The organism is Cognatishimia activa (assembly GCF_026016445.1).
In the GTDB taxonomy this organism is placed as follows: Bacteria; Pseudomonadota; Alphaproteobacteria; order Rhodobacterales; family Rhodobacteraceae; genus Cognatishimia; species Cognatishimia activa_B.
Window position 1 is genome coordinate 620,984 of the sequence record NZ_CP096147.1, and the last position, 26,701, is coordinate 647,684.

Below are 26,701 nucleotides of genomic sequence, written 5' to 3' on the forward strand. Positions count from 1 at the left end.
TTGCCAACTCGATTTAGTAAAGGGGCTTAACAAGAGGCCTTTATGACCAACTCCTACGCCACACCTCCGGGAGGATTGCCTCCGCAAAAGCCGTTTGACGCAAGTCGGGCGGTTTTTAACGAAGCCTATGTGTTTTTCCCGCGGCGTGTGATGACGGATATTGTCACCTCAAACCTGCCGTATTGGTCAGACACAAGGGCGTGGATCATCGCGCGGCCTTTGAGCGGATTTGCGGAGACCTTTGCGCAGTACATCATGGAAGTGGCTCCGGGTGGCGGAAGCACACGCCCAGAGCCAGACCCCGATGGCCAAGGCGTTCTTTTTGTAGTGTCAGGGACGGTTTCCCTGACCATCGAAGGGCGGCTCTTTGAGTTGATGGCAGGCGGATATGCCTATCTACCGCCCAGCTGCGACTGGGCGCTTTCAAATGATGGAAACACAACCGCAACCTTTCACTGGGTGCGAAAGTCCTACGAACGTGTTGAAGGTATTGATGCGCCTGAAGCTTTTGTCGTTGCCAATGAGGCAGACATTGCGCCCACTCAAATGCCCGACACGGATGGGCGCTGGGCGACAACGCGTTTTGTTGACCCAGATGACCTGCGTCACGACATGCATGTAAACATTGTGACCTTTGAGCCGGGGGGCCTGATCCCGTTCCCGGAAACCCACATCATGGAGCACGGGCTCTATGTGCTGGAGGGGCAGGCGGACTATCTGCTTAATCAAGACTGGCTGCACGTTGAAGCGGGCGATTTCATGTGGCTGCGGGCTTTCTGCCCTCAGGCCTGTACCGCCAAAGGGACAGGGCGTTTCCGCTATTTGCTTTATAAAGACGTCAATCGCCATCCACGCCTGCGCTGAGTCTGGCTTTGTAACCCATACAATCTGGGGCTGGTCATTTCTGGCGAAAGCCGTTGAAGTGCCCATAAGCGCACTGATTGCAGGAGCATTGATATGTCTGAGCGTAAAATTCGCATATTCATCAATGGGTTCGGCCGCATTGGCAGGACGGTTTTGCGAATCCTGACGCAGACAGAGACCCATCCGGGCTTTGAGATTGTCGGCATCAACGACATCGAATCCCTGGAAACCTGTGCCTACCTTTTTGAGTATGACTCTGTCTTTGGCACCTATGGCGGTTCAGTTGAGACCACCTCTGACGCGCTGATTGTGGATGGGCAGAGCTATGCATTTCATGGAGTAGAAGATATCGCGACGCTCGATCTTGCTGGCGTTGATATCGTGCTGGAATGCACCGGGATGACTGGCAATCGGGCTGTTGTCGAACGTGGTCTTAAAGCAGGCGCCGGCAAGGTGCTGATCTCAGGGCCAAGTGATCAGGCTGATCTGACAATTGTCATGGGTGCAAATGAGGAAACTCTGCAAGATCAAAGGATTGTTTCCAACGCCTCATGCACGACAAATGCTCTGGCACCTCTGATGAAGACGCTCGATGAGGCTTACGGCTTGATCAGTGGTCATATGACGACAGTGCACTGCTATACTGGCTCGCAGCCGACCGTGGACAAACCGCGCGGTAACTTGGAGCGCAGCCGCGCCGCTGCGCTCTCGATGGTGCCAACCACAACAAGCGCACAGAAGATGATTGATCGTGTCCTGCCGCATCTCGAAGGGCGCGTCGAAGCTCGCGCGATCCGGGTGCCGACGGCTTCGGTCAGTGCGATCGACCTTACAATTCAAACTGAGAAGAATGTCAGCAAAGAAGATGTGAATGCGCATCTTCTGAGGGCAACGGAAGCGGGCATACTGGGCTGGACCAAGAAGCCTTTGGTTTCAACGGACCTACGCATGCGCCCCGAATCCCTTGTGATCTGTGAGCGGGAAACGTCTGTGTCAGTTGGCGGGCTGCTGCGAGTCTTTGGCTGGTATGACAATGAATGGGGCTTTTCCTGCCGCCTGCTAGATGTGGCAAAGCGCATGGCAGGAGAAGACTAAGGATGTCAGAGCATGCATTGATCCTGATCGATATTCAGGTCGGTTTTAATGATCCCATCTGGGGAGAGCGGAACAATCCCGATGCAGAAAAGCGTGCAGGTGATTTATTAGCGCATTGGCGTGCAAATGGGCGGCAGGTTGTGCATGTGCGGCACGTTAGCGTAGAGCCGGGATCTCCGCTGTCCGGGGCAGGGACCGAATTCAAACCTGAAGTTACGCCGATGCCAGAAGAGGTGATTTTCGAGAAATCCGTGAACTCTGGTTTTATTGGCACCGGGCTGCAGGCACATCTGGAGAACATCGGTGCGTGTGAACTGACAATCTGCGGTCTGACCACGCCGCATTGTGTTTCGACCACTACGCGCATGGCCGCCAATCTGGGGTTCAAAGTCAATCTCGCAGAGGATGCTTGTGCGGCTTTCACATCCAATGCAGACACGAGTTTTGACGATGGACCTGCGCTGACGGCAGAGGAAATCCACCGGACCGCATTGGCGCATTTGCACGGTGAATTCGCCGAAGTTGTGAAAACAAACACGCTGCTTCAGGCATAAAAAAGCCCCGCACACGGCGGGGCTTTTTGTTCTATTTCAGCGCCTTACTTGCGCTTCTTCGGAGGCATCAGATCGGTGATGGTGCCTTCAAACATTTCAGCCGCGAAGTTCACGGTTTCCGACAGGGTCGGGTGCGGGTGAATGGTGTGACCCAAGTCCACTGCGTCAGCACCCATTTCGATGGCAAGCGCGACTTCGGCAATCAGGTCGCCAGCGTTCGGGCCAACGATTCCTGCGCCAATCACACGTTCGTGCTCGTCAAACACCAGCTTGGTGATACCTTCGGAGCGACCAAGTGAAAGGGAACGACCAGAGGCAGCCCATGGGAAGACACCTTTGCCAACCTTCACGCCTTCGGCTTTCGCCTGCGTTTCGGTCATGCCGACCCAAGCCACTTCTGGATCAGTGTAAGCCACAGACGGGATGACGCGTGCATCAAAGAAACGCTTGTGACCTGCGGCCACTTCAGCGGCCACTTTGCCTTCATGCACGGCTTTGTGTGCGAGCATTGGCTGCCCGACGACATCGCCGATTGCGAAGATGTGGGACTGTCCCGTGCGCTGCTGGTTGTCGACCGCGATAAAGCCGCGCTCGTCGACTGCAACACCTGCCGCTGCCGCGTTGATCTTCGCGCCATTCGGGCGACGGCCAACTGCGACCAGTACTTTGTCGAAGGTATCAACGGTCTCGCCGTCTGGGCCTTCCATGGTGACTTTCAAACCAGCGTCGGTTGCTTCTACAGCGGTGACTTTGGTCTTGGTCAGGATGGCTTCATAGCGGCTTTCGATGCGTTTCTGCAAAGGCTTAACGATGTCTTTGTCAGCGCCCGGAATGATCTGGTCCATGAATTCAACGACGGTCACTTTCGATCCCAGCGCGTCATAGACTGTGCCCATTTCCAAGCCGATAATGCCACCGCCGAGAACCAGAAGACGCTCTGGAATGTCTTCCAGTTCCAGCGCGCCAGTGGAGTCGATCACGCGAGGATCGTCATGTGGAATGAACGGCAGAGTGACAGGCTCAGACCCAGCAGCGATGATGCATTGATCAAAGCTGACGGTGGATTTTGCACCATCATTGTCGACTTCGATCATGTTCGGGCCGGTGAACGTGCCGTAGCCGTTCACAACCTGAACCTTACGCGCCTTCGCAAGACCTTTCAGACCGCCAGTCAACTGGTTGACCACACTCTCTTTCCAGCCGCGCAGCGCGTCGATATCGACCTCAGGCTTGGCAAACTTCACACCGAAGTGCTCCATTTCTTCGGCCTCGGTGATGACCTTTGCGCCGTGCAGCAATGCTTTGGACGGAATACAGCCGACGTTCAGGCAGACACCACCAAGGGAGCTGTCTTTCTCGATCAGCACCACCTTTTTGCCAAGGTCCGCCGCGCGGAAGGCCGCGGTGTAGCCGCCCGGGCCAGAGCCCAGAACCACGACTTCCGCATGCACATCACCAGCGCCTGTGGCAGTGCCGGTTGGCGCAACGGCTGTTGGCGCAGCGGGTGTTTCTGCCTCAGCAGGCGCTTCTGCTGCAGTTTCAGCTTCCGCGCCGTCCAGAACCAGGATCAGCGAGCCTTCAGAAACATTGTCGCCTTCGGCCACTTTGATTTCTTTGACCGTGCCCGCCGCAGGGGACGGTACTTCCATGGTCGCTTTGTCAGATTCTAGCTCGATCAGCGGGTCTTCAACACCAACGGCGTCACCGACTTCAACCAGGATAGACACCACTGGGACGCTGTCGAAATCACCAATATCAGGGACTTTAACTTCCATCGATCTCTCTCCTTACCACATCAACTTGCGCATATCGCCGAGCAGGGTCTTCAGCGTCACGGTGAACCGTGCTGCCAGTGCCCCGTCGATGGCGCGGTGGTCGTAAGACAGGGACAGCGGTTGCATCAGGCGCGGCACGAATTCCTCACCATTCCAGACCGGTGCCATTTTCGAACGTGTCAGGCCAAGGATCGCCACTTCAGGTGCGTTCACGATAGGGGTGAAGGAAGTGCCGCCGATGCCGCCGAGAGACGAGATGGTGAAGGTCGCGCCCTGCATGTCGTCACCCTTCAATTTACCTTCGCGCGCTTTGCCTGAAAGCTCCATCAGGTCCTTGGAAATCTCAACGATGCCCTTGCGGTCCGCGTCTTTGATCACCGGAACCATCAGGCCGTTTGGCGTGTCTGCCGCAAAGCCGATGTTGTAGTAGTCTTTCTTGATCAGCTTGTCGCCATCTGGGTGGATGGAGCTGTTGACTTCCCAGTGCTCTTTCAGGGCAGAAACGGACGCTTTGATGACAAAGCTCAGCAGGGTGACGCGGTAGCCATTTTCCTTGGCCATCGTGTCCATTTCCTTGCGGTATTTGTCCAGATCCGTGATGTCCGCTTCGTCGTTGTGTGTGACGTGCGGGATGTTCAGCCAAGAGCGGTGCAGGGCCGGGCCAGAGATCTTTTTGATGCGTGGCATCTCGACATCTTCGACCTTACCGAATTTGCTGAAATCAACCGCTGGGATCGGCGGAATACCCATGCCGCCGCTTGCCGCAGGCGCTGCTGTTGCGGGTGCGGAAGTGGATTTCAGGAAGGCAGTGACGTCTTCTCGTAGGATGCGGCCTTTGCGACCACTGCCGTTGATCTTTGCGATATCAATGTCGAGCTGGCGTGCGAATGCGCGCACAGATGGGGAGGCGTGTGCTTTACCAAAACCGCTGTCGGTGACAGCCACTGGTGCCGCTGGAGCGGGGGCCGTTGCCGGAGCAGCTGGTGCCGCCGCAGGGGCAGCGGTTGGCGTTTCCGCAGGAGCGACTGCTAGCGCATCTGCACCCACTTCGGAATCCAGAACCAACACAACAGCGCCTTCGCCAATCTCGTCGCCTTCAGCGACTTTGATTTCCAAAACCTTACCTGCTGCGGAGGACGGTACTTCCATCGTTGCCTTGTCGGATTCCAGCTCGATGATCGGATCTTCTTCGTCGATCACATCACCGACTTCAACCAGAACGGATACAACGGGAACCGCGTCGAAATCCCCGATATCGGGTACTTTGACTTCAATTGTCATGATCTTGTCTCCTCTGTTCCGATCACACTAGACGGGGGTTCGGCTTGGTGCCGTCAATGTCGTATTTCTTAAGTGCCTTCTCGAGCACGGCTTTGGTGATGCCACCTTCACGATAAAGATCGACCATGGCCGCTGCTGCGATATGGTTGGCATCAACTTCGAAGAAGCGGCGCAGGTTCACGCGGCTGTCGGAACGGCCGTAGCCGTCTGTGCCGAGTACCGTGTAGCGACCCGGCACACAGGCGCGGATCTGTTCTGCGTAGTTCTTCATGTAGTCGGTGGCCGCGATGATTGGGCCTTTGGTCTTTGCCAATTGCTCTGCCACAAACGGAACCTTCGGATCCGCAAGCGGGTTCAGGCGGTTGTGGCGTTCAGCGTCCTGACAATCACGTGCCAGTTCGTTGAAGCTTGTCGCGGACCAGATATCGGACGTGACACCAAAGTCCTCTTCCAGCATCTCTGCCGCCTTGATGGCCTGGACCAAGATCGTGCCAGAACCCATCAGGTTGACGTGTTTCTTGCCCGGCTTCTTCACTTCCTTGAAGCGGTAGAGACCTTTGATGATGTCGCCTTCCACACCCATCGGCATATCCGGATGCGCGTAGTTTTCGTTCATCAGTGTCAGGTAGTAGAAGACATCTTTCTGTTCTTCGTACATTTCCTTCATGCCGTGCTGCAGGATAACCGCCACTTCATACTGGAAAGTTGGGTCATAGCTGATGCAGTTCGGGATTGTGCCCGCAAGGATGTGGCTGTGACCGTCTTCGTGTTGCAGACCTTCGCCATTTAGCGTTGTCCGACCTGCTGTGCCGCCGAGCATAAAGCCACGTGCACGGCTGTCGCCTGCCGCCCATGCCAAATCGCCGATGCGCTGGAAGCCAAACATGGAGTAGTAGATGAAGAATGGGATCATCGGTACGCCGTGGTTGGAATAAGACGTTGCCGCTGCAATCCAATCAGCCATCGCACCCGCTTCGTTGATGCCCTCCTGAAGAACCTGACCATCTACAGTTTCTTTGTAGTACTGCATCTGATCCGCATCTTGTGGCGTGTAGTTCTGCCCCAGCGGGTTGTAGATACCCACAGAACGGAACAGGCCTTCCATACCAAAGGTGCGGCTTTCGTCCGGCACAATTGGCACAACATTTTTGCCCATCTTCTTGTCGCGCAGAAGCGTGGTCAGAATACGGACAAAGGCCATAGTGGTAGAGATCTCACGATCACCGGTGGATTTCAGCTGTGCTGAGAACTTGTCCAGAGCAGGAATTTCCAGCTTCGGAGAAACGGTCTCGCGTTTAGGGAACTCACCACCCAGAGCCTTACGGCGATCCGCCAGATAGGCTTTCTGCGCGTTGTTTAGCTTCACGAATGGGGCTTTGCCCACGTCTTCATCGCTCACTGGGATGTCAAAACGATCCCGGAATGCGCGAAGTTGGTCTTCATTCATTTTCTTCTGTTGGTGAGTCGTATTCTGACCTTCACCGGCAGAGCCCATGCCATGACCTTTTACGGTTTTTACCAGCAGGCAGGTTGGTTGACCTTTGGTGTCTGTCGCGCGTTTGAATGCGGTGTAAACCTTTTGAGGGTCGTGCCCGCCACGACGCAGGGACCAGATTTGCTCGTCAGTCCAATCTTCCACCAGCTTTGCAGTCTCAGGGTATTTGCCGAAGAAGTGCTTGCGGATGTAGGCACCGTCTTTGGATTTGAATGTCTGATAGTCACCGTCGACGGTTTCATCCATCAGCTGACGCAGTTTGCCGGTGGTGTCTTTCTCAAGCAGCTCGTCCCAGCCTTTGCCCCAAAGCAGTTTGATGACGTTCCAGCCTGCACCTCGGAAGTCGCCTTCGAGCTCCTGTACGATCTTGTGGTTGCCGCGGACCGGGCCGTCCAGACGCTGTAGGTTGCAGTTTACAACAAAGATCAGATTGTCGAGCCCCTCACGTGCTGCAAGGTCAATTGCACCACGGGATTCTGGTTCATCCATCTCGCCATCGCCGAGGAAGACCCAGACTTTGCGGTCTCCCATGTCAATGTGACCACGGTTATGCATGTATTTCATGAACCGGGCTTGGTAGATCGCCATTAGCGGACCAAGACCCATAGAAACTGTTGGGAACTGCCAGTAATCCGGCATCAGCCATGGGTGAGGGTAGGAGGACAACCCGTTGCCGGCCACTTCGGAGCGGAAGTTTTCCAGCTGCTCTTCGCTCAAGCGACCTTCCATGAAGGAGCGAGCATAGATGCCAGGGATCACATGGCCTTGGAAGAATACCAGGTCGCCTCCGTGGATCGCGGATTTGGAGCGCCAGAAGTGGTTCAGGCCGATGTCATACATGACGGCAGAGGAAGCAAAGGACGCGATGTGACCGCCATATTCGCTGGAAACTTTGTTGCGGCGCACAACGGTTGCCATTGCGTTCCAGCGGTTGATAGTGCGAATGCGCCATTCCATGTCCAGATCACCTGGGAAGGCTTCCTGATCATCGGCTGGGATGGTGTTTTGATAAGGGGTGGTTGCCGAGAATGGCAGGTTCGCCCCAGCAGCGCGCGCCTGCTGGACTGCACGATCCAATAGGAAATGCGCGCGGTCTGCACCATCCTTCGCAATGACATCTTCAATGGCTTCCTGCCATTCACGGGATTCAATTGGATCAATGTCTTCGAAATTTGCCATGTTGGGCGTCCTCCTCCAAATTGGGCTGATCTCTTATAGTTTAACATTAAACCATTTAGGTAGTGCGCTTGTGGCATAGCAGGATTGCACTGAGCGGGATACAAGTATTTTTGGGTAGTTAGCGCTAAAGTTTGGGCTAAAATTTGCCAAAAGCGTAATTTTGTTTAACCCTAAACTAAAATTGCAAAGCCTCTTGGCGAGATTCGCCCAAGCAGTTGAGGTTTGCCAATGAGCTATTTCGTAAGAGAAAGGCCGCCACAGTGGGCGACCTTCTATAGTTTAATATGGGCACCACACGGCGCCCAATTTCATTGAAACTTAGGCCGTTTCAGCTTCTTCTGGCAGGACCAAGTTCAGAATGATTGCACACAGCGCGGTTGGCGCGACTGCTGATGTCATCAGAATTTTCACAACACCCGGTAAGTATTGCACGGCAGTTGGAACCAAGTTGAGTCCCAACCCGATTGCAAGCGAGATCGCAATGATCACCATGTTACGACGGTTGAGTTTGACCTCGGACAATACGTTCAATCCAGCAGCTGCGACCATGCCGAACATGACGATCACGCCGCCACCCAGGACGGGCAATGGCATGGAGGCGATCACCGCGCCAATCTTCGGGATCAAGCCACAGGCCACCAAGACGAGGCCACCAATGGTGACAACATGGCGGCTCATGACGCCGGTCATGCCCACGATGCCGACGTTCTGGCTGAACGACGTGTTTGGCAGACCCCCGAAGACCCCGGCGACTGCGGTCCCAAGACCGTCCGCATAGGTCGCGCCTGCGATCTCCTCATCTGTTGCATCTCGTCCTGCACCGGCCTTTGCCGTCGCCGAGGCATCGCCTACGGTTTCAATGGCCGAAACGATGGATACCAAGGTCACCGCGATGACCGCGCCAAGGCTAAACTCAAAGCCATAGGGCAGGGGGGTAATCCCTGTGATCCAAGAGGCTTTGCCAACGGCTCCGAAGTTTACCATGCCGACCATGAAGGCTAAGACGTAACCCGCCAAAAGTCCGATTAGGATCGCGGCGTTTGATGTGATGCCCTTGGTGAAGAACTTCAGGATCAATGAGACCACCACGACGGTCAGGGCGACACTCCAGTGTTTCAATGACCCGAAGCTTTCCGCTTCCATCTGGAACTGGGCCGCACCACCCGCAGCGTATTTGATTGCGACCGGGATCAAATAAAGACCGATGGCCAAGATCACCAGGCCGGTCACCAGCGGAGGAAAGAGCCAACGGATCTTGCCAATCACAGAGCCAAGTAAGAAGTGGATCACGCCGCCAATGATACAAGCCGTTAGCGCGACGCCCAGGCCCTGTGTTGCAGCGACCCCTGCAAGCACACCGACGAAGGCAAAGCTGGTGCCCTGCATGATTGGCAGCCGAGCACCGACAGGGCCAAAGCCCACGGTTTGGAAAAGCGTCGCGATGCCAGCAAACAGCATGGCCATCTGAATCAGATAGACCTGTTCGGCGCTTCCAAAGGCCAGGCCCGCGGCCCCGGCGACGATGATGGATGGAGTTACGTTTGACGCAAACATTGCCAAAACGTGTTGAAAGCCAAGCGGTACCGCTTGCCCAAGGGGTGGGGTCACATTTGGATCCCGGTAGTCTGTTGCAGTCATCTTCTGTCCCTCTACAGTTGATTAAGTTGCACAGTATTCCGGCAATTGCGCGATATCTGCGCAATTAGCCTGGTGAATCTACCACATATTGTGTCTCAAAGATATGTTCTTCTAAATTGGTGTCGTCCCCGATGCGGTCAATCACAGCAAACAAGCCTGGTGATTGCAGCGGTGTCAGAACGCCATGCCATGTGTTTCGGTAGAAGTTGACACCCTGTCCGGGCCGGGTCAAAAACGCCAGTGGAGTGCTCGGAGTTCCGTTTTCGTCGGGTGCCACGATCACCAGAAAAGATGTCATGGACATCGGAATAAAGGCCTGACTGCCTTTCGGGTGCCTTTCAACCAAGTCGAACGTGTAAGGAAGAGCCCGAGGCTCTGCCTCAAAAAGGCTGATCCCAGCACGGCCATCTATGATGTCTACATTGGCGAGGTCGTGATGCCGGTCGCAAAGGCCCGCGTTGATCTCAAAGGCCTGATCCCCAAGTTCGATGACATCTCCGAAAGCTGCGAAGGCGTCAGAAGAGAGGGGAGCAGGCACGATCCTTTTCATGGCAGGATGGCCTCTAGCCGAATGGCGGCAATACGTTCCACTTGTCGGCAGGCCTCCGAAAACTCCGTCTCGGTGTCATTGGCAATGCGCCGTTCAAAAGCGCGCAAAATACCGGCTTTGTCATGGTCCTTCACCGCGATGATGAAGGGGAAGCCATGTTTGGCAACGTAATCTGCGTTATGGGACTGAAACGCCGTTCGCTCCTCATCCGTCAACATATCCAATCCAGCGCTGGCCTGTTCTGAGGTTGACTCTGCCGTAAGCCGCCCAGCCGCTGCAAGTTTCCCTGCAAGGTCGGGATGGGCATTCAAAACACCCAGTCGCTCGTCCTTGGAAGCAGACCTAAAAATGCGCGCCAACGCACTATGCAAGCCAATCGCTGTGTCATGCGCAGGGCCGAGCTCCGCGTCATAAGCGCGTTTGGCAATCCAGTCAGAATGCTCAAATATGCTGCCATAGGTCGACACAAAGGTCTTTTCACCCATCTGACTTGGCCGGCCCCATCGTGTGTGCGGATGTTCCTGCTGCCAATGCTGCGCGATCTCGATGCGCCGTGGGGTCCAGACGCCTTCAAACCCAGCGATATAGTCGAGGAACTGTATGAGTCCCGCGATCTTGCCAGGGCGGCCGATCAAGCGGCAATGCAGTCCGATGCTCATCATCTTAGGCGCGCCCTCGCGGCCTTCCTGATAAAGCACATCAAAGGCGTCTTTCAGGTAGGTGTAGAAATCCTGACCTGTGACCCAGCCGGGTGCGGTCGCAAAACGCATGTCATTGGCTTCAAGCGTATATGGGATGATCAGCTGATCGCGATCCCCAATCTCTACCCAATAGGGCAGGTCGTCATCATAGGTGTCAGAGATGTAATCAAAGCCACCTTCCTCAGCGACCAGACGCACGGTGTTTTCAGAACAGCGCCCGGTATACCAGCCACGCGGGCGTTCGCCGACAACTTCCGTATGAAGACGAATAGCTTCGGCAATAGAGGCGCGCTCGTCTTCCTCAACCAAGTCTTTATGTTCAACCCACTTCAACCCGTGGCTTGCGATCTCCCATCCGGCGTCTTTCATCGCGGCGACTTGTTCTGGTGCGCGCGCCAAGGCTGAAGCCACCCCGTAAATGGTCAGCGGGATTTGCCGCCCTGTGAACAGGCGATGCAGGCGCCAGAACCCAGAGCGGGCACCATAATCGTAGATCGACTCCATATTCCAATGACGTTGCCCAGCCCAAGGCTGTGCGCCCGGAATATCAGAGAGGAATGCCTCTGAAGCGGCATCGCCATGTAAGAGGCAGTTCTCACCGCCTTCTTCGAAGTTCAACACAAACTGCACCGCAATCCGCGCATTGCCCGGCCAATTGGCATTGGGGGGCGTCGCCCCATAACCGCGCAAATCGCGAGGGTATCTGTTCATGTATTACTCCTTTGGTTGCACCATAGGATGAAAAGATCAGCCTGACTTTATCAAGTATTTTGAAAGACCTGACGGCATCTGTACAGTGTGCAGACGGAATGCGGTGCGTCTATGAAAGATGTGCCTAAAAGGAGAGCGCAATGAGCGGATATCTGACAACTCATGTCTTGGACACGGCGCGGGGCTGTCCCGCCGAGGGGATTGAAATCGCACTGTATCGTGTGTCTGGCAATTCTCATCGCAAAATTGCCACGGCCGTGACCAACGCTGATGGCCGCACGGATGCACCGATCTTGCCTACAGATCAGTTTGAACTAGGCACCTATGAGTTGATCTTCTTCTGCGGAGACTACCTTCGCAAACATGGCGATACGCAGGGCGACGTCATGTTTCTCGATCAAATTCCTATTCGCTTTGGCATGAGTGAGCAGGATCACTATCATGTGCCACTTTTGCTCTCACCCTTTGGTTATTCGACCTATCGCGGCAGCTAAGACTGTACGGCGCGCGCCATAGGTTTGGCGAGAAAATCAATGAAGAGGCGCGTTTTAGGGTCTTGATGGCGGCGATGGCTGTAGAGACAGCCAAGCTGCACTGAAACCGGTGCATTGTCTTCCAAGACAGGCACAAGCGCGCCGCTTTTTAAGTGTTCTCGCACTTCGAAAAAGGGTTTCAGGACAATGCCATGTCCTTCTAGGGCCCAGTTGGTAAGAACGTCACCATCATCGGATTCAAAAGGGCCCTTCACTGCAAATTTCTGAGTGCCATCAGGGGTTTGTAGCGGCCATTGAAACTCTGGCGCGCCGGGGTACCGCAGGTTCAGGCAGTCGTGTGTGCCATCTACCAATTCCTTTGTGGCTTTGGGCCAGCCTTTCTGTGCCACGTAATTCGGAGCGGCGCAGAGCACGCGCGGGCAATCCGCGATTTTGCGCACCTTCAGGGTGCTGTCTTTTGGCAGGCCTAGAAAAAACGCAATGTCCAAGCCTTCGCCGGTGATGTCCAGCTCGCGATCTGACAGGCGCAGGCGAATGTCAATCAGTGGGTATTCTTCTTTGAACTTGGGAATGAGTGGCGCAATCAGGCGTCGGCCAATTCCTAGAGGCGCGGCCACCAACAATGACCCACGTGGTGTTAGGGTGACGCTTTCCACATCTGCCTCTGCTTGCTCAACTGCCTCCACAATTTTGCAAGCCCCACCATAGAAAATCTGGCCCTGTTCCGTGGGATGCAACTGCCGCGTTGTGCGCTGAAACAACCGCACCTTCAGGTGTTCTTCCAATTGCGCAATCCGTGAGCTCGCCACCGCCGCCGAAATCCGCTGGTCGCGCGCAGCCGCAGACATATTGCCCAATTCATAGACACGGATGAAGGTTCGGATATTGTCGAAATAGGACATTGTCAGGTTTTTCTTGAAACTCTTCGGGTTTGTTAGAGGATAGAAGATAATCTAACGAGCCGATAGTCAAGAAGGCGGAGGTATATCATGCAAGAATGGCCGATCATCTGGGAATGGCTGGGCTTCGCCGCCCGCTGGGTGCACGTTATTACGGCAATCGCCTGGATCGGCTCGTCTTTCTACTTCATCGCCTTGGACTTGGGCCTACGCCGCGACGGTGATTTCGGTGGCGCGGACGGCGAAGAATGGCAGGTGCACGGTGGTGGGTTTTACCACATCCGTAAATACCTCGTCGCACCGGCGGCCATGCCCGATCACCTGACGTGGTTTAAGTGGGAGAGCTATTCGACATGGCTGTCGGGCTTTGTCCTCTTGATGATCGTCTATTGGACCGGGGCAGAGCTTTATCTGGTCGATGCCAATAAATCCGACATGGCGATTTGGCAGGGAATTTTGCTGTCTGCAGCCACTCTGGGTGTGGGCTGGGTGATTTATGACGCGCTGTGTAAATCGCCATTGGCCGAACATCCGACCGTCCTGATGGTGCTTTTGTTCTTGCTTCTTGTGGTCATGGGCTACGGCCTGAACCAAGTCTTTACCGGCCGCGCCATGATGCTGCATCTGGGGGCTTTCACGGCCACGATCATGACGGCGAATGTCTTCTTTATCATCATGCCGAACCAACGGATTGTGGTGGCGGATTTGAAGGCGGGCCGGGTGCCTGACAGTAAATACGGCAAGATCGCCAAGCTGCGCAGTACCCATAACAACTACCTCACGCTGCCCGTGATTTTCCTCATGTTGTCAAACCACTACCCGCTGGCCTTCGCGACGCAATACAACTGGCTGATCGCCGCGCTGGTTTTCCTGATGGGCGTCACGATCCGGCATTTCTTCAACTCTATGCACGCCCGCAAAGGCATGCATTGGTGGACGTGGTTGGTGACGGTGCTTTTGTTCATCGCGATCATGTGGCTGTCGCAAGCGGGGCCGGTGATGAAACCGCTGGAAGAAGCCGAGGCTGAGATGCCCGCCCATGCGGTGCAATTTGCCGAGGCTGACGGCTTTGAAGAGGCACGCGATATTGTGCTGGGCCGCTGCTCCATGTGTCACGCGCGGGAGCCGGTTTATGAGGGTATCCACCGCGCCCCGAAAGGCGTGCTGCTGGAAACCGATGGCGAGATCGCGGCGCTGGCGCAGGCGATCTATGTGCAGTCAGGTGTGAGTGACGCCATGCCGCCCGCCAATGTGTCTTGGATGGAAGACGACGAGCGGCAGAAGATTGTCGCTTGGTTCAAGAACGGGTCGTGATGCGCCGCGTTACTTTTTGGCCGCGTTTTCAATCGCCGTGCCAGCCGCCGAAATATCGCGGCCCGCGCCTTCGATGGTTTCACATGCGGTCAATGCAAAGAGGGCGGTGATCATAAGAATGCGGGTCATGTCGGCTCCGTGAATAATGTTTGGGTTGAATTTAACGGCACCGCCGCGCGAGGCAACCCGTCGGGTTACACCTTCACCCTACGCAAACGCGAAAACGTGATCCTTGCAATAGTCTCTGATTGATACATAAAATTAACTTATTGTTAATTTTGGGCTCAGCATGGAACTGTTTCTGGTTTTCTTAGTCGTATTTTTGGGTGTCCTTTTCTGGCGAGAAGGTCGAAAACCTCGGCGTAGAAAACACACAAACGTTAGGCCAATTAATTCAGCTCGCCGTCATTGGGGTGATCGGAACAACAAGGGCATGGCCGATCCGGCTAACCAGTTGAATGCGATTTCAAAGGTCAATTTTGAAAAGGTTCAGATACTAAACAAATCCGAGTATCGGGTTTTCGTGGAATTAGAGAAAGTCGTTGATAGCTATGCCGGTAAGTACCGATTGATGGCGCAAACCAGTCTTGGGGAGTTGTTGAAACCAAGAATGAGTTCGGGCGATTGGAAAGAGCGCAAAGAGGCCTTCGCATCTATCAATTCCAAGCGTCTAGACTTTGCAGTGATTGATGAAAATGGGTTGCTGGCGCTTGCCATCGAGTATCAAGGCGCAGGCCATTATCAAGAAAAGGCCTTTATGCGCGATGCGGTCAAACGCGAGGTTTTACGACGTGCTGGTGTGCCATTCTTGGAGGTTAAGAAAGGTACGAAACCTAGCGAGCTGCGATCTGATGTTGAAAAGCTGTTAAGCAACAAAGCGCCTTGGGGTGTTCCATCTCGCCGGTGACGCTTGCGGCACGGCCAGCGCCCCGTTGACCGGTAGTCGATTGCTTGCAATCGATGAAAGGTGACCGCCCCCAATTTGCCGAAGGCAAATCCGCAATTGCGCGGAAACGTCTCGCCAAACATGCCCAGCACCGCCGGGCAGCGCCCGACCGCCCCCATGGGCGGGCGCTTCGCTACCGCCCGCGGTCAGGCGATGCCTTTGACTGGTTTAGTGGCTTGGCAAATTTTGATACGCCTGCCAGCGACCTTTCAATGCGCTGGCTATTGCAGGAGATCGCTTCGGAAAGTTGATACTGCGATCAATAAGATTGGAATAGTTATTTTCGATAGATGAATGAAAGTGAACTTTATTTGACGTTGGGTTGAGAGCGACCAGATTTGCGTCGAATAGCTTGTGCAAATCAGAACGTAGCAGAATGCCATTTTCGATTTCGTCTGATCCGCCGACTGCGACAGGTACTAAGTGCGCTGCCTCTAATGCTGCAAGCGCATCGCAGCTGCTAATTGCGCATTTCCCTTTCCATGCCTCGAGAACATTAATTCTAAACTGTGCTTGCTGTGGCCGGGAAATTACCTGTTGAAACTTGATTTGACGTTCAACTTCTTGGCTAGATTCTAGGCCATTTTCTGGTATCTGGACCCATTCAATGCCAAATGTTCGCTTGAGCCAGTCGCGCCCATTATGAGAGGTGAACTCCTTGCGGCCTGGTTGAGTAGGGTCAATCCCTTCTCGCAACATTGCCTGTTTAATCACGGCCTTTAGCGGATGGAGTTCATCCTTGTGTCGAATAAAGTGGTCTTTCGGCGCTCCCGCACCTTTAGTGTGCTTGTGAAGTTCGAGGCCTTGAGCTTTAAGTTTAGCCGAAAAGGAAAGTGCTTCGAAAATTGATTGTTCTGAAATTCCTGTAAAATACTTCAAATTGCGATTTCCTTAATAAATCAAACATCCAACTCCTCCACAAACCGTGCGTTCTCCTGGATGTATTCAAACCGTTTCTCAGGTTTCTTACCCATCAGGCGTTCAACAAGGTCGGAGGTCTCTCCGGGTTCATCCTCGTCAATGGTCACGCGGATCAATGTGCGTGACGCAGGGTCCATGGTGGTTTCTTTCAAATCCTTCGCGTCCATCTCGCCCAGACCTTTGAAGCGGGAGACGTCTATCTTGCCTTTGCCGCCAAGGCCTTTTTCCAGCCATGCGTCGCGTTCGGCCTCGTCGACGCAGTAGATGCGTTTTGCGCCTTGGGTCAGGCGGAAGAGGGGCGGGCAGGCCAGATAGAGGTGGCCCTTGTCAATCATCGGGCGCATCTGGGTGTAGAAGAAGGTCATCAAGAGCGCCGCGATATGGGCGCCGTCAACATCCGCATCGGTCATGATGATGATCTTGTCATAGCGCAGATCATCGACGTTGAATTTCGTGCCAAGCCCGACGCCAAGCGCCTGGGTCAGATCGCTGATTTCAGCGTTTGTGCCGATCTTGCTGCTGGCCGCGCCCAGAACGTTCAGGATTTTACCGCGCAGGGGCAGCAGCGCCTGCGTTTTGCGGTTGCGCGCCATTTTGGCAGAACCGCCCGCAGAGTCTCCCTCCACGATGAAAAGCTCTGTGCCCTCGCGGTTGGTGGCCGAACAGTCGGTCAGCTTGCCGGGGAGGCGGAGTTTCTTGGTGGCGGACTTGCGCTGGGTTTCTTTTTCCTGACGGCGGCGCAGGCGTTCTTCGGCGCGCAGCACAAGGAAGTCGAGGATCGCACCGGCGGATTTGTTGTTGGAGGCCAGCCAGTTGTCAAAGTGGTCGCGGACGGAGTTCTCAACCATCTTGTTGGCAGACTCTGTGGAAAGCCGGTCCTTGGTCTGACCCACGAAGGCCGGGTCAGCAATAAAACAGCTGACCAAGGCGCAGCCGCCCGCCAGAAGGTCGTCGCGAGTGATCTGCGCGGCCTTTTTATTGCCGACGAGTTCTCCGTAGGCCTTGATGCCTTTCAGGATCGCGGCCCAGAAGCCAGTGACATGGGTGCCGCCCTCAGGCGTTGGGACGGTGTTACAGTATGACTGAATGAAACCGTCACGCGATGGTGTCCAGTTGATTGCCCATTCCACATAACCTGCTTCGTTGAACTTCTCTTTGAATTCAACTTTGCCTGCGAATGGCACATCAGCGTAGACGGTCGATCCTCCCAAGGTTTCGGTCAGATAGTCCGACAGGCCGCCAGGGAAGTGGAAGGTGGCTTCAACCGGTGTCTCGCCGTCATCGATCTCTGATTTCCAGCGGATTTCCACGCCAGAAAAGAGGTAGGCTTTGGAGCGTACCAGCGTGAAGAGGCGTTTTGGTTTGAAACGGTGTTTGCCGAAGATCTGATCATCCGCGTGGAATGTCACAGTGGTGCCGCGCCGGTTCGGGGCTGCGCCAATCTTTTCCAATTTGCCTTGCGGCACGCCCCGCATGAAACTTTGTTGGAACACTTCTTTATTCTTGGCGACCTCAACAATCAAACTGTCAGAAAGCGCGTTTACGACGGTGGAGCCTACCCCGTGGAGACCACCGGAAGTTTCATACGCCTTGCCGGAGAATTTACCACCCGCGTGTAGCTCGGTGAAAATCACCTCAAGCGCAGATTTGTCTGGAAATTTAGGGTGCGGATCAATCGGGATGCCGCGCCCGTTGTCTGTGACCTTGAGGGAGTAGTCTGCCAGCAGAGTGACTTCGATCCGTGTGGCAAAACCCGCAACGGCTTCATCCATTGAGTTATCGATGATTTCCGCTGCCATATGATGCAGCGCGCGCTCATCCGTGCCACCGATATACATGCCCGGGCGTTTGCGCACGGCCTCAAGGCCATCCAAGACATCGATCGAGGAGGCGTCATAGGTATGTTCGGTTTCGGTTGCCGCGAGAAGATCGGTCATGCGCTGCTCTTTTAATTATGGTTGCTGGTATTATTCCACCCGGATGCGCGATGGGCAAGAGCGCAAGCCTATTGCAGTACAGCCACGCATAGAGCTGCAGAAGGTTACGAAAAGGTTAATAAATACCATGAAAAAGCAGCAATTTCTTTAGATCTTTGATTGCGTTAATTTTTTATGTTGCAGATTGAGACTTTTGCTCCCACGGTTGAGGTGTGAGGCAAACCACACCCCAGAGGAGAATAATGTCATGGTTTATAATGACGCTATGGGGTCCTTGGGTCGAACAATAAGACCCGCTGTTCGGGAATACGAGCAGAAAGAAAAGGACAGGCAGAAGCGGGCGATGGAGAAATCCAACGCTCAGGACCTGAATGAGCTGGAGAGTTACATTCGCCAGATCACAGGTCTGCACCATGAGGTGATAGATGAAATCCAATGGGCTGCTCAGACGCGGCCTGAGGCAAAGCAGGTTTACGCAAAACTGCGTGCCGGGGATGATGGCACCTTGATGAAGGTGGTCAAAAGTCAGCAGACTTTGACACGCATACACAAGCTTGCCCGTGGGCTGGGCTTCTCGGTCGAAAATGGTCTGTTACATGCGATCCTGGCGTTGCACAAACAAACCATCGTGCCGGACTTCCATTTCAAATACATGCCAAGCGGCAAGTTGACGGAAGTTAAGATGCCCAGAGAAAAATCGATGAAGCTTTATCAGGCCTATGCCTCCAGCGCGGTTTTGAAAGTGGCGTCAGACATCTTCAGGCTTGTCCCAGTCGGCAATGTGGTGGTCACAGCGATTGCGCCTTGCCGCGTGGTAGACAGCGAATATGATGAAGAATGGCCGGTGATTTCAGGCAATCTGAAACGCGATCAAGTGATGTCTTTGGATATGCCCAATGCTGAACCGATCGCAGCACTTCGCGCCTTTCAACATGTTGAACGCTTTCATCCGACGCAGGGTTTTGGTCGCATCGTTCCCTTGATGAGCATCCCGACACGCATGTCGATTTAACGTACGATTTTTCATTTTTTTGAAACCGCGACGTTGTGTTCCTGCAATGTTGCGGTTTTGGAGTGCGCGCAGCTTTCTGGTCATGTAAGTGGCTCATCAAGTTATGACCTGAGGGGGACTGCGCGTGACTGAACAATCTCTGGACCCAAAAGATTGGGAACGGTTTCGCTCCGAGGCGCATGATCTTTTGGATCATTGTATCGAACTCATGCAGCGCGCAGATGAACGCCCCTGGCAGCACGTGCCGGAGGATCTTCAGGCGCAATACGCCATCGGCCAGACCGAAGCCAAACAAGCCGACCTCATGACGCGCTTGCGCGACGAGGTCTTGCCTTATCATGCGGGCAACACTCATCCGAAATACTGGGGCTGGGTGCAGGGCACCGGGATGGCGACAGATGTGACTGCCAGCATGGTCGCTGCGGTCATGAACTCCAATTGTGGCGGACGGAACCACGGCGCCAACTATATGGAACGAGCGGTGATCGACTGGACCTGTCGCAAGATGGGCTTGCCGGAAACCGCTTTCGGCGTCTTTGTCACCGGAACGTCTCAAGCCACAGTTCAGGCTTTTGCCGCGGCGCGTGTGCGCGCTTTGGGCAGTGACGTGCGTGCAGGTGGTCAGGGCGAGGTCCGCCTGACGGCCTATGCCGCAGCAGGCGTTCACAATGCGACGAAAAAGGCGCTGGAGCTTTTGGGAGTCGGGTCAGCAAACCTTCGATTGGTGCCTCTGAGTGAAGGCAAAATGAACATCGATGCTCTTCAGAGCATGATCGCTGAGGACCGTGCTGGAGGAGCGCAACCATTTTTGCTGGTTGGCACTGCCGGATCGGTGGATCTTGGGCTCTATGACAACTTCCATCATCTGGCGGATGTGGCTGCTGCTGAAAGCATGTGGCTGCATATCGATGGTGCTTTTGGCGCATGGACACGTTTGGCTGAGGAACCATACCGCAGCCTGTCTGATGGTATAGAGCGCGCGGATTCCATCGCATTGGATTTCCACAAGTGGATGTACGTTGGCTACGACAGCGGGTTGTGCCTTGTCCGTGATGGCGCAGAATTGCGCGCGGCTTTCACAGCGCGGCCGGTTTATCTGGACGGAAAAGAGCGCGGCGTTGCGAGCGGCGAACCTTGGTTCTGCGACTACGGCATCGATCTCTCACGCGGCAACCGCGCCATCAAGGTATGGATGGCTTTGGAAACACTTGGCGAAGACGCTTTTACGCAGGCCATTACCCGAAACTGTCGTTTGGCAAGCCGGATGGCAGAAGAGGTTCGCAAACATCCTGAAATGGCACTGGCGCAGGATCCGGTATCTAACGTCTGTGTCTTCACAGCAGATGCTTCGCTTTCATTGGAAGATCAATCCGAACTGAATGTGCGCATTGCTGTTGAATTACAGGAGAGCGGTGAGGCGGTCTTTTCAACCACCAAAGTTGGCGAAGTTGAAATGCTGCGCGCCGCGATCGTAAATCATCGCACGACCGAGGCGCACATCTGCGAAGCGGTGCAAGCTGTGGCGGATTTGGCGTCAAAATAGCTTGACGTGAGTCAAGGCGCTTAAGGCCTTCATCTGGTAGCGAATACGCATAACCAGATGAAGGAGCGACAATGCCTGCGACAGTGAAAACTTCCGAGAAAACCTCAGAAAATGCCAAACCTCTTGCCACAGTGAATGGGCAGGACGAAACCTCCAAAGTGCTGGCCTTTGAGCAGGGGGAATACCCCTATGAAAAGCGTATGACACGCAAAGAGTATGAGACCCAGAAGGCGCAGCTTCAGGCGGAACTGTTAAAGGTTCAGCTCTGGGCGCAGGAGACAGGACAGAAGTTTGTCATGCTGTTTGAAGGGCGCGATGCGGCCGGCAAGGGCGGCACGATCAAACGTTTCACAGAGCATCTCAATCCTCGGACCGCACGCGTTGTCGCGTTGAACAAACCAACGGATGAAGAGCGCGGGCAGTGGTATTTCCAGCGCTATATCGATCACCTGCCAACGTCAGGTGAAATCGTCCTCTATGACCGCAGCTGGTATAACCGGGCCGGGGTAGAGCGCGTCATGGGTTTCTGTGAGCCCAATGAGTATCTCGAATTTATGCGGCAAACACCGGACTTAGAACGCATGCTCGTGCGGTCCGGCATCCATCTCTATAAATATTGGTTTTCAGTCACCCGCGAAGAGCAGAAATCACGCTTTGCCAGCCGTGAAACCGATCCGTTGAAGCAATGGAAGCTCAGCCCGATTGATAAGGCAAGTCTCGGCAAATGGGATGACTACACCGAAGCAAAAGAGGCGATGTTCTTCTACACGGATACCGCGGATGCGCCTTGGACGGTGATCAAGTCCAATGACAAAAAGCGCGCGCGGTTGAACTGCATGCGACACTTCCTGAATTCAGTGGAGTACCCAGGCAAGGACCATGACGTTGTCACAGCGCCTGATCCCCTGATCGTCGCTTCTGCAAGTCACGTGATTCACCGCTCAGACCACATTCTGGGCAAGGCACTGCACCCAGAGACTCGTCGTAGCTCGGCCTAACGCAATCCACCTAACATCTGAGCCAAGGGAACAAGGTCCTTGAACACTGTTTCAAGGGCCTTGGTTGGTGCAGGGATATCGCCTGCCTCAAAGTCTTTCCAAGCCGACAGGCTTTTGCGCTTCAAAAGCTCGCCGCGTGGATGCTCTTTGTCATAGGGTGCGGGGACACGTTTTAGTTCCGGCTCAGCGATACGAAAGCCTTGCTGACCGAGCTTTTCGACCTGGCTTTGGTAGTCTGCACCCAGTGGTCCATCGATGGCTGCGCGCCAGCTGATCAAAGTGTCTTTCTCAAACCCCATCAGTCCGGCACCAATGGAAATATATTCAAGCCCGATTCCGAAGAAGAATCCCAAGGGTTGCCGCCCGCCAAGATCAGCCGTCCAAAGCATGTGCAGATGCTGATGATAGGGTGTTTTGTCCTTCGAAAACCGCACATCGCGGTTTGCGCGAAAGAGTTTGGTTTTCACATCAGCGCCAAGTGCTTTGTTCAGATTGGCACCAGCTTGTTCAAGCAGCAATTCCGCTGGGCGCTTCAATGTGCTGTCGTAGCGATCTTTGTTTGCCAAAAACCAATCACGGTTATTATTCGCGGCCAATTCTCCTAAAAAAGCGCGCGTATCAGGAATAAGCGATTGAAACGTATCCACCATTAATCTCCACAAGACTTCGACCAGTTTTGCGAGATCAAAGTGATACGTCTAGTGTTTTCTCGTTTTGCGTGAGTGACCTGTGCATTAGCGCAGGGCGAGATCGAAGGAATCATCTTGCCTAAAAATTGGGCGAGTCGTATGGCTGTTTTATGGATCAAAATGAGATGAAATATCGCGGCCATGTGCGTGCGCTCATGCAGCTTGGCCTGCCGTTGATCGGTGGGCATGTGGCGCAGTTTTCTGTAGGGCTGACCGATACGGTCATGCTTGGTTGGTATTCCGTGGATGCGTTGGCCGCCGTTGTCTTGGGTTCTCAGGTCTTCTTTCTGGCCTTTATTTTGGGGTCAGGCTTTGCTTTTGCCGTGATGCCCATGGTGGCCGAAGCTTTGGCGCAGGAAGATGACACCACGATCCGCCGTACCACGCGAATGGGCATGTGGCTCTCGGTGATCTACGCGGTGGCGCTGCTCCCGGTCTTTTGGTGGGCGAAACCCATTCTTGTGGCTGCGGGCCAGGATCCAATGCTCAGTGAGGCGGCACAGAGCTATTTGCGGATTATGGGCATCGGGTTGATCCCGGCGCTTCTGGTTATGGTGCTGAAAAGCTATCTTGCAGCCCTGGAACACACACGCGTGGTGTTCTGGATCACAGTCTTGGCGGCCGTGGTGAATGCATTTGTGAATTATGCGCTCATCTTCGGAAATTGGGGGGCACCTGAGCTTGGCATCACCGGTGCCGCGATTGCGTCACTCGCTGTGCAGGGCGTTATGATTGCAGGTGCCGTCGTCTATGCTGCAGGCCGTCTGCCGCAATATGATCTTTTCTCGCACCTCTGGAGACCTGATTGGGAAGCCATGGGGCGCGTGTTCCGAATTGGTGTGCCAATTGGTTTCACAACGCTGGCTGAGGTTGGGCTCTTTGCTGCGGGTGCCTTGATGATGGGGTGGCTTGGAACCATCCCGCTGGCGGCCCACGGAATTGCCATCAACCTCGCTGGTCTCATGTTTATGGTGCACCTTGGATTGGGCAATGCGGCGACAGTACGGGCTGGGAATGCGCTTGGCAGGGGAGACGTTGAACACCTTGCACGTGGGGCTCGGACAGCGATTTTCATGAGCCTCGCCTTCGCCGTGTTCTCGATCGTGGTCTTTGTCACTCAGGCGGAGTTCCTGATTTCTCTCTTCCTCAGCGCTGATGAGCCAAACTACGATCAGATCATTCAGATTGGGGCGGTTTTCCTTTTGGCCGCGGCATTCTTCCAATTTGTAGATGGTTTGCAGGCGATGGCGCTGGGCGTATTGCGTGGGGTTCTCGATACCCAGGTGCCGTTGATCATGGCGGCGATCAGTTATTGGATTGTCGGTGTGCCCGCGAGCTATGTGCTCGGGTTCACTCTGGGCTGGGAAGGGATCGGCATCTGGATCGGCCTTGGGCTTGGTCTCGGTGTGGCCGCGATCCTGCTGATGTGGCGGTTCTGGGCGCATATGGTTGCGAACCTGCGCCAACAGGCTGCGCAAAGGCTGAAACCCAGCGCAATTTAGCCCTGTTTTTCGGCGTCTTCTTTGTCAGCCAATGCATTCGCGCGCTTACGCACTAAAACGCTGCGCAGATCGTGCATGGCCATCAGAAGCGTGTCTGTAACAGCTTCAAGCTGTTCGTCGCTCGCCTTTGATTGCGCCCAATGGGCGGTGCCATTGATCTGATCGACCGTGCGCAGAATGTCATCCATCTCGCGCCAGTCGAGCGTCTCTTTGCGATCTGCGATCCACGTGTTGATGGCTTGCAGGTCTTCTGCAAACAGCTCTCGGTCCCCATTGGGACGTACTTCTCCCGTGCGCATATTGATAGTCGCGATTTGCTCCATCTCAATACGCCGATGCCGGTTGTTGCTGTCTACCCGAAACACGCTCGCGCCACCTTCACGGGTGCGGAAGAAATACTCGGGCAGATCAGCAACCATAGGGCTCTCCGAAGGTTAGGTCAGGCTTGCACAGAAATCGGTGATACGGGTCAACGCTTCTTTCAAGGCCTCATCAGAGGTCGCATAGCTGACGCGGAAGTTTGGCGACAGACCGAAGGCCGCACCAAAGACAATCGCGACGTCTTTTTCTTCCAGAAGAGCGATTGCGAACGCCTCGTCATCTGTGATCTTGGTGCCTTGTGGGGTGGTTTTGCCAATCAGTCCTGCAATGGACGGATAGACATAAAATGCACCCTCAGGAGTTGGGCAGGTGATCCCATCAATGGCATTCAGCATTTCTACAGCCATATCCCGGCGACGCACAAACTTCTCATTGTTTGGGGCAACGAAATCTTGAGTGCCGTTCAAGGCTTCAACCGCAGCCCATTGGCTTACAGTACAAGGGTTTGAGGTCGACTGGCTCTGGACTTTGCGCATCGCGGCAATAAGGTGCTCTGGCCCAGCGGCGTAGCCAATCCGCCAGCCGGTCATGGCATAGGCTTTGGATACGCCGTTGCAGGTGAGCGTCCGGTCGTAAAGGCTTGGCTCAACTTCTGCAGGGGTGCAGAATTCGAAATCATCATAGGCCAGCAGTTCGTACATATCGTCTGTCATGATCCAGACATGCGGGTGTTTGACCAGCACATCGGTCAGGGCTTTCAGCTCATCACGGCTGTATCCGGCACCGGTCGGGTTGGACGGGCTGTTGAAGATGAACCATTTGGTCTTTGGTGTGATCGCCGCTTCTAATTGCTCTGCAGTCAGCTTGAAGCTGTTTTCAAGCGTTGTTTCCGCCACCACGGGCGTCCCGCCTGCAAGCAGAACCATATCCGGGTAAGAAACCCAGTAAGGTGCAGGGATGATTACCTCATCACCTTCGTTCAAGGTGGCCATCAGGGCGTTGTAAAGCGTTTGCTTGCCGCCCGTGCCAACGGAAACCTGCTTGGTTGTGTATTCCAAACCATTGTCGCGTTTCAGCTTATCGCAGATCGCTTGCTTCAGCTCCACAATGCCATCAGGTGCTGTGTAGCGTGTTTTGCCCGCATCAATCGCCGCTTTGGCTGCGTTGCGAATATTCTCTGGCGTATCAAAGTCCGGCTCACCGGCAGACAGGCCAATGACATCGCGGCCCTGAGCCTTAAGCTCCGCCGCTTTGGCGGTCATGGCGATGGTTGGAGAGGGTTTCACACGCGAGAGGGTTGTGGACAAAAACGACATGGTGGCCTCTGATATGTTTGATCCCCCAAGTCTTAGGGGGCAGGATTTGAAGGTTCAAGCGCTATTGCGATTTATGATGCGGGGGGGTAGGTGCAAGCGGAGCTGCAAGGGGATTAAGACCATGTCAGAACTGCGTGAACACCGTCTGAAACGCATGAAGATGCGCTCAATGCGGCGCGGCATCAAAGAGATGGATATCATCCTAAGCCATTTTGCCGACACCAGGCTTGATGCCATGGATGAGGCCGCGCTGGATCACTACGACGCGCTTTTGAATGAAAACGATCAAGATCTCTATCAATGGGTCAGCGGGCAGGCAGACGCGCCAGCTGAATTCAAAGATCTGATCGCAGATATCGCGTCCGAAATGGTGCGAAAGTAGTTCGCATTTTAGCGAATTAAGCCGACTTAACAGATTTTTGGCTATTTTGCTTCAGTTTCTCTCTGAACTTGAGACGGAGACTGGAATGAGCATACATCCATCGCTTGGCCAGGCCGATGAAATTGGTTTCATCGCGGGCTATCTAGACACACTGGCGCTGGTCGAACGCCTGCACCGGCTGTTGCTGGATGTGATCAAAGACGAATTTGAACGCGTGGGTGTTCTGGAAATCAACGCGGTCCAAGCCCTGCTTCTTTTTAACATTGGTGATAACGAAGTTACCGCCGGTGAATTGAAGTCGCGCGGTTACTACCAAGGCAGTAACGTCAGCTATAATCTGAAAAAACTGGTCGATGCGGGCTATATGCATCATCAGCGCTGCGAGATTGATCGCAGGTCCGTGCGCGTGCGCTTAACGGATAAGGGGCGGGGCATTCATGACGTTGTCTCGGCACTTTTTGCCCGCCACGCTGAGGGCCTGCAGAGCAAAGGGGTTTTGGGGCCAGAGGGACTGGAAGAAATAACCTCCTCCCTCCGGCGGGTAGAACGGTATTGGAGCGACCAAATCCGCTACATCTATTAAG

25 protein-coding genes are annotated in these 26,701 nt (G+C 54.5%); 12 read left to right on the plus strand and 13 right to left on the minus strand.

From position 1 onward, the window contains the following. The first annotated feature begins 42 nt into the window (after positions 1-42). From M0D42_RS03035 to M0D42_RS03045, 3 genes are all read left to right on the plus strand, one after another. Positions 43-864, plus strand: a complete 822-nt coding sequence (locus M0D42_RS03035; protein WP_265020132.1) for a bifunctional allantoicase/(S)-ureidoglycine aminohydrolase — start codon at positions 43-45, stop codon at positions 862-864. 93 nt (positions 865-957) lie between these two features. Beyond that, positions 958-1,959: a type I glyceraldehyde-3-phosphate dehydrogenase gene (locus M0D42_RS03040; RefSeq protein ID WP_265020133.1), complete on the plus strand. Its 1,002-nt coding sequence runs from the start codon at positions 958-960 to the stop codon at positions 1,957-1,959. A 2-nt stretch (positions 1,960-1,961) separates the two neighbouring features. Beyond that, positions 1,962-2,513 (plus strand): cysteine hydrolase family protein, encoded by a 552-nt coding sequence (locus M0D42_RS03045; protein ID WP_265020134.1) that lies wholly within the window; start codon positions 1,962-1,964, stop codon positions 2,511-2,513. 44 nt (positions 2,514-2,557) lie between these two features. On the opposite strand, the gene lpdA is transcribed toward M0D42_RS03045, so the two are convergent. The 6 genes from lpdA to puuE form a co-directional block, all read right to left on the minus strand. After that, the gene (lpdA, locus tag M0D42_RS03050) at positions 2,558-4,288 is read right to left on the minus strand and encodes a dihydrolipoyl dehydrogenase (RefSeq protein WP_265020135.1); all 1,731 of its coding nucleotides are present in this window, start codon (positions 4,286-4,288) and stop codon (positions 2,558-2,560) included. A 12-nt stretch (positions 4,289-4,300) separates the two neighbouring features. Then, complete coding sequence (aceF, locus tag M0D42_RS03055; protein ID WP_265020136.1) at positions 4,301-5,569, minus strand: dihydrolipoyllysine-residue acetyltransferase; 1,269 nt, start codon at positions 5,567-5,569, stop codon at positions 4,301-4,303. Positions 5,570-5,591: 22 nt separating this feature from the next. Next, positions 5,592-8,243: a pyruvate dehydrogenase (acetyl-transferring), homodimeric type gene (gene aceE / locus M0D42_RS03060; protein WP_265020137.1), complete on the minus strand. Its 2,652-nt coding sequence runs from the start codon at positions 8,241-8,243 to the stop codon at positions 5,592-5,594. A gap of 318 nt (positions 8,244-8,561) precedes the next feature. Then, positions 8,562-9,881, minus strand: coding sequence for a uracil-xanthine permease family protein (locus M0D42_RS03065; RefSeq protein ID WP_265020138.1), 1,320 nt, complete (start codon positions 9,879-9,881; stop codon positions 8,562-8,564). A 64-nt stretch (positions 9,882-9,945) separates the two neighbouring features. After that, positions 9,946-10,431: an ureidoglycolate lyase gene (locus M0D42_RS03070; protein WP_265020139.1), complete on the minus strand. Its 486-nt coding sequence runs from the start codon at positions 10,429-10,431 to the stop codon at positions 9,946-9,948. Next, the gene (gene puuE, locus M0D42_RS03075; RefSeq protein ID WP_265020140.1) at positions 10,428-11,843 is read right to left on the minus strand and encodes an allantoinase PuuE; all 1,416 of its coding nucleotides are present in this window, start codon (positions 11,841-11,843) and stop codon (positions 10,428-10,430) included. The genes M0D42_RS03070 and puuE overlap by 4 nt, the downstream gene beginning before the upstream one ends. 140 nt (positions 11,844-11,983) lie before the next feature. Here puuE and uraH point away from each other — a divergent pair, with 140 nt between their 5' ends. Next, positions 11,984-12,337: a hydroxyisourate hydrolase gene (uraH, locus tag M0D42_RS03080; protein WP_265020141.1), complete on the plus strand. Its 354-nt coding sequence runs from the start codon at positions 11,984-11,986 to the stop codon at positions 12,335-12,337. Here uraH and M0D42_RS03085 read toward each other — a convergent pair. Continuing rightward, positions 12,334-13,239, minus strand: a complete 906-nt coding sequence (locus M0D42_RS03085) for a LysR family transcriptional regulator (protein ID WP_265020142.1) — start codon at positions 13,237-13,239, stop codon at positions 12,334-12,336. The two genes, uraH and M0D42_RS03085, sit on opposite strands and share 4 nt — an antisense overlap. 87 nt (positions 13,240-13,326) lie before the next feature. Here M0D42_RS03085 and M0D42_RS03090 point away from each other — a divergent pair, with 87 nt between their 5' ends. After that, the gene (locus M0D42_RS03090) at positions 13,327-14,550 is read left to right on the plus strand and encodes a urate hydroxylase PuuD (protein WP_265020143.1); all 1,224 of its coding nucleotides are present in this window, start codon (positions 13,327-13,329) and stop codon (positions 14,548-14,550) included. A gap of 9 nt (positions 14,551-14,559) precedes the next feature. Here the strand turns inward: M0D42_RS03090 and M0D42_RS03095 are convergent, their stop codons facing one another. Beyond that, entirely contained in the window at positions 14,560-14,679 is a 120-nt protein-coding gene (locus tag M0D42_RS03095; RefSeq protein WP_265020144.1) for an entericidin A/B family lipoprotein, read from the minus strand. 160 nt (positions 14,680-14,839) lie between these two features. Here M0D42_RS03095 and M0D42_RS03100 point away from each other — a divergent pair, with 160 nt between their 5' ends. Next, the gene (locus M0D42_RS03100) at positions 14,840-15,457 is read left to right on the plus strand and encodes a DUF2726 domain-containing protein (protein ID WP_265020145.1); all 618 of its coding nucleotides are present in this window, start codon (positions 14,840-14,842) and stop codon (positions 15,455-15,457) included. A gap of 207 nt (positions 15,458-15,664) precedes the next feature. Here M0D42_RS03100 and M0D42_RS03105 read toward each other — a convergent pair whose 3' ends face one another. Together M0D42_RS03105 and parE are read right to left on the minus strand one after the other, a co-directional pair. Beyond that, complete coding sequence (locus tag M0D42_RS03105; protein WP_265020146.1) at positions 15,665-16,375, minus strand: HNH endonuclease signature motif containing protein; 711 nt, start codon at positions 16,373-16,375, stop codon at positions 15,665-15,667. Between the two features lie 20 nt (positions 16,376-16,395). Then, positions 16,396-18,354: a DNA topoisomerase IV subunit B gene (parE, locus tag M0D42_RS03110; protein ID WP_265020147.1), complete on the minus strand. Its 1,959-nt coding sequence runs from the start codon at positions 18,352-18,354 to the stop codon at positions 16,396-16,398. 247 nt (positions 18,355-18,601) lie between these two features. On the opposite strand from parE, the gene M0D42_RS03115 reads away from it, so the two are divergent. The 3 genes from M0D42_RS03115 (at position 18,602) to ppk2 (ending at position 21,907) form a co-directional block, all read left to right on the plus strand. Continuing rightward, on the plus strand, positions 18,602-19,366 hold the full coding sequence (locus M0D42_RS03115) for a hypothetical protein (protein ID WP_265020148.1): 765 nt from the start codon (positions 18,602-18,604) through the stop codon (positions 19,364-19,366). Positions 19,367-19,490: 124 nt separating this feature from the next. Beyond that, entirely contained in the window at positions 19,491-20,909 is a 1,419-nt protein-coding gene (locus M0D42_RS03120; protein ID WP_265020149.1) for a pyridoxal phosphate-dependent decarboxylase family protein, read from the plus strand. Between the two features lie 71 nt (positions 20,910-20,980). Then, entirely contained in the window at positions 20,981-21,907 is a 927-nt protein-coding gene (gene ppk2 / locus M0D42_RS03125; protein ID WP_265020150.1) for a polyphosphate kinase 2, read from the plus strand. Here the strand turns inward: ppk2 and M0D42_RS03130 are convergent. Beyond that, positions 21,904-22,557: a TIGR02453 family protein gene (locus M0D42_RS03130; RefSeq protein ID WP_265020151.1), complete on the minus strand. Its 654-nt coding sequence runs from the start codon at positions 22,555-22,557 to the stop codon at positions 21,904-21,906. The two genes, ppk2 and M0D42_RS03130, sit on opposite strands and share 4 nt — an antisense overlap. Positions 22,558-22,721: 164 nt before the next feature. Between M0D42_RS03130 and M0D42_RS03135 the strand changes: the two genes are divergently transcribed. Then, positions 22,722-24,098 (plus strand): MATE family efflux transporter, encoded by a 1,377-nt coding sequence (locus M0D42_RS03135; RefSeq protein ID WP_265020152.1) that lies wholly within the window; start codon positions 22,722-22,724, stop codon positions 24,096-24,098. Here the strand turns inward: M0D42_RS03135 and M0D42_RS03140 are convergent. Together M0D42_RS03140 and M0D42_RS03145 are read right to left on the minus strand one after the other, a co-directional pair. Next, a complete protein-coding gene (locus M0D42_RS03140) occupies positions 24,095-24,517 on the minus strand; it encodes a hypothetical protein (RefSeq protein WP_265020153.1) in 423 nt (140 codons plus the stop codon). The two genes, M0D42_RS03135 and M0D42_RS03140, sit on opposite strands and share 4 nt — an antisense overlap. 15 nt (positions 24,518-24,532) lie before the next feature. After that, a complete protein-coding gene (locus M0D42_RS03145; protein WP_265020154.1) occupies positions 24,533-25,735 on the minus strand; it encodes a pyridoxal phosphate-dependent aminotransferase in 1,203 nt (400 codons plus the stop codon). 121 nt (positions 25,736-25,856) lie between these two features. Here M0D42_RS03145 and M0D42_RS03150 point away from each other — a divergent pair, with 121 nt between their 5' ends. Both M0D42_RS03150 and M0D42_RS03155 read left to right on the plus strand, forming a co-directional pair. Beyond that, the gene (locus M0D42_RS03150) at positions 25,857-26,117 is read left to right on the plus strand and encodes a succinate dehydrogenase assembly factor 2 (RefSeq protein ID WP_265020155.1); all 261 of its coding nucleotides are present in this window, start codon (positions 25,857-25,859) and stop codon (positions 26,115-26,117) included. A gap of 85 nt (positions 26,118-26,202) precedes the next feature. Continuing rightward, positions 26,203-26,700, plus strand: a complete 498-nt coding sequence (locus tag M0D42_RS03155; RefSeq protein WP_265020156.1) for a MarR family winged helix-turn-helix transcriptional regulator — start codon at positions 26,203-26,205, stop codon at positions 26,698-26,700. The last annotated feature ends 1 nt before the right edge of the window (position 26,701 follow it).

Coding starts and splice junctions, on each gene's coding strand:
- uraH (WP_265020141.1), top strand. CDS start 11,984: ATGAGCGGATATCTGACAACTCATGTCTTGGACACGGCGCGGGGCTGT.
- M0D42_RS03090 (WP_265020143.1), top strand. CDS start 13,327: ATGCAAGAATGGCCGATCATCTGGGAATGGCTGGGCTTCGCCGCCCGC.
- M0D42_RS03070 (WP_265020139.1), bottom strand. CDS start 10,431: ATGAAAAGGATCGTGCCTGCTCCCCTCTCTTCTGACGCCTTCGCAGCT.
- ppk2 (WP_265020150.1), top strand. CDS start 20,981: ATGCCTGCGACAGTGAAAACTTCCGAGAAAACCTCAGAAAATGCCAAA.
- lpdA (WP_265020135.1), bottom strand. CDS start 4,288: ATGGAAGTTAAAGTCCCTGATATTGGTGATTTCGACAGCGTCCCAGTG.
- M0D42_RS03100 (WP_265020145.1), top strand. CDS start 14,840: ATGGAACTGTTTCTGGTTTTCTTAGTCGTATTTTTGGGTGTCCTTTTC.
- M0D42_RS03065 (WP_265020138.1), bottom strand. CDS start 9,881: ATGACTGCAACAGACTACCGGGATCCAAATGTGACCCCACCCCTTGGG.
- M0D42_RS03145 (WP_265020154.1), bottom strand. CDS start 25,735: ATGTCGTTTTTGTCCACAACCCTCTCGCGTGTGAAACCCTCTCCAACC.
- M0D42_RS03135 (WP_265020152.1), top strand. CDS start 22,722: ATGAAATATCGCGGCCATGTGCGTGCGCTCATGCAGCTTGGCCTGCCG.
- M0D42_RS03040 (WP_265020133.1), top strand. CDS start 958: ATGTCTGAGCGTAAAATTCGCATATTCATCAATGGGTTCGGCCGCATT.
- aceE (WP_265020137.1), bottom strand. CDS start 8,243: ATGGCAAATTTCGAAGACATTGATCCAATTGAATCCCGTGAATGGCAG.
- M0D42_RS03035 (WP_265020132.1), top strand. CDS start 43: ATGACCAACTCCTACGCCACACCTCCGGGAGGATTGCCTCCGCAAAAG.
- M0D42_RS03155 (WP_265020156.1), top strand. CDS start 26,203: ATGAGCATACATCCATCGCTTGGCCAGGCCGATGAAATTGGTTTCATC.
- M0D42_RS03045 (WP_265020134.1), top strand. CDS start 1,962: ATGTCAGAGCATGCATTGATCCTGATCGATATTCAGGTCGGTTTTAAT.
- M0D42_RS03095 (WP_265020144.1), bottom strand. CDS start 14,679: ATGACCCGCATTCTTATGATCACCGCCCTCTTTGCATTGACCGCATGT.
- M0D42_RS03085 (WP_265020142.1), bottom strand. CDS start 13,239: ATGTCCTATTTCGACAATATCCGAACCTTCATCCGTGTCTATGAATTG.
- parE (WP_265020147.1), bottom strand. CDS start 18,354: ATGACCGATCTTCTCGCGGCAACCGAAACCGAACATACCTATGACGCC.
- puuE (WP_265020140.1), bottom strand. CDS start 11,843: ATGAACAGATACCCTCGCGATTTGCGCGGTTATGGGGCGACGCCCCCC.
- aceF (WP_265020136.1), bottom strand. CDS start 5,569: ATGACAATTGAAGTCAAAGTACCCGATATCGGGGATTTCGACGCGGTT.
- M0D42_RS03115 (WP_265020148.1), top strand. CDS start 18,602: ATGGTTTATAATGACGCTATGGGGTCCTTGGGTCGAACAATAAGACCC.
- M0D42_RS03140 (WP_265020153.1), bottom strand. CDS start 24,517: ATGGTTGCTGATCTGCCCGAGTATTTCTTCCGCACCCGTGAAGGTGGC.
- M0D42_RS03150 (WP_265020155.1), top strand. CDS start 25,857: ATGTCAGAACTGCGTGAACACCGTCTGAAACGCATGAAGATGCGCTCA.
- M0D42_RS03130 (WP_265020151.1), bottom strand. CDS start 22,557: ATGGTGGATACGTTTCAATCGCTTATTCCTGATACGCGCGCTTTTTTA.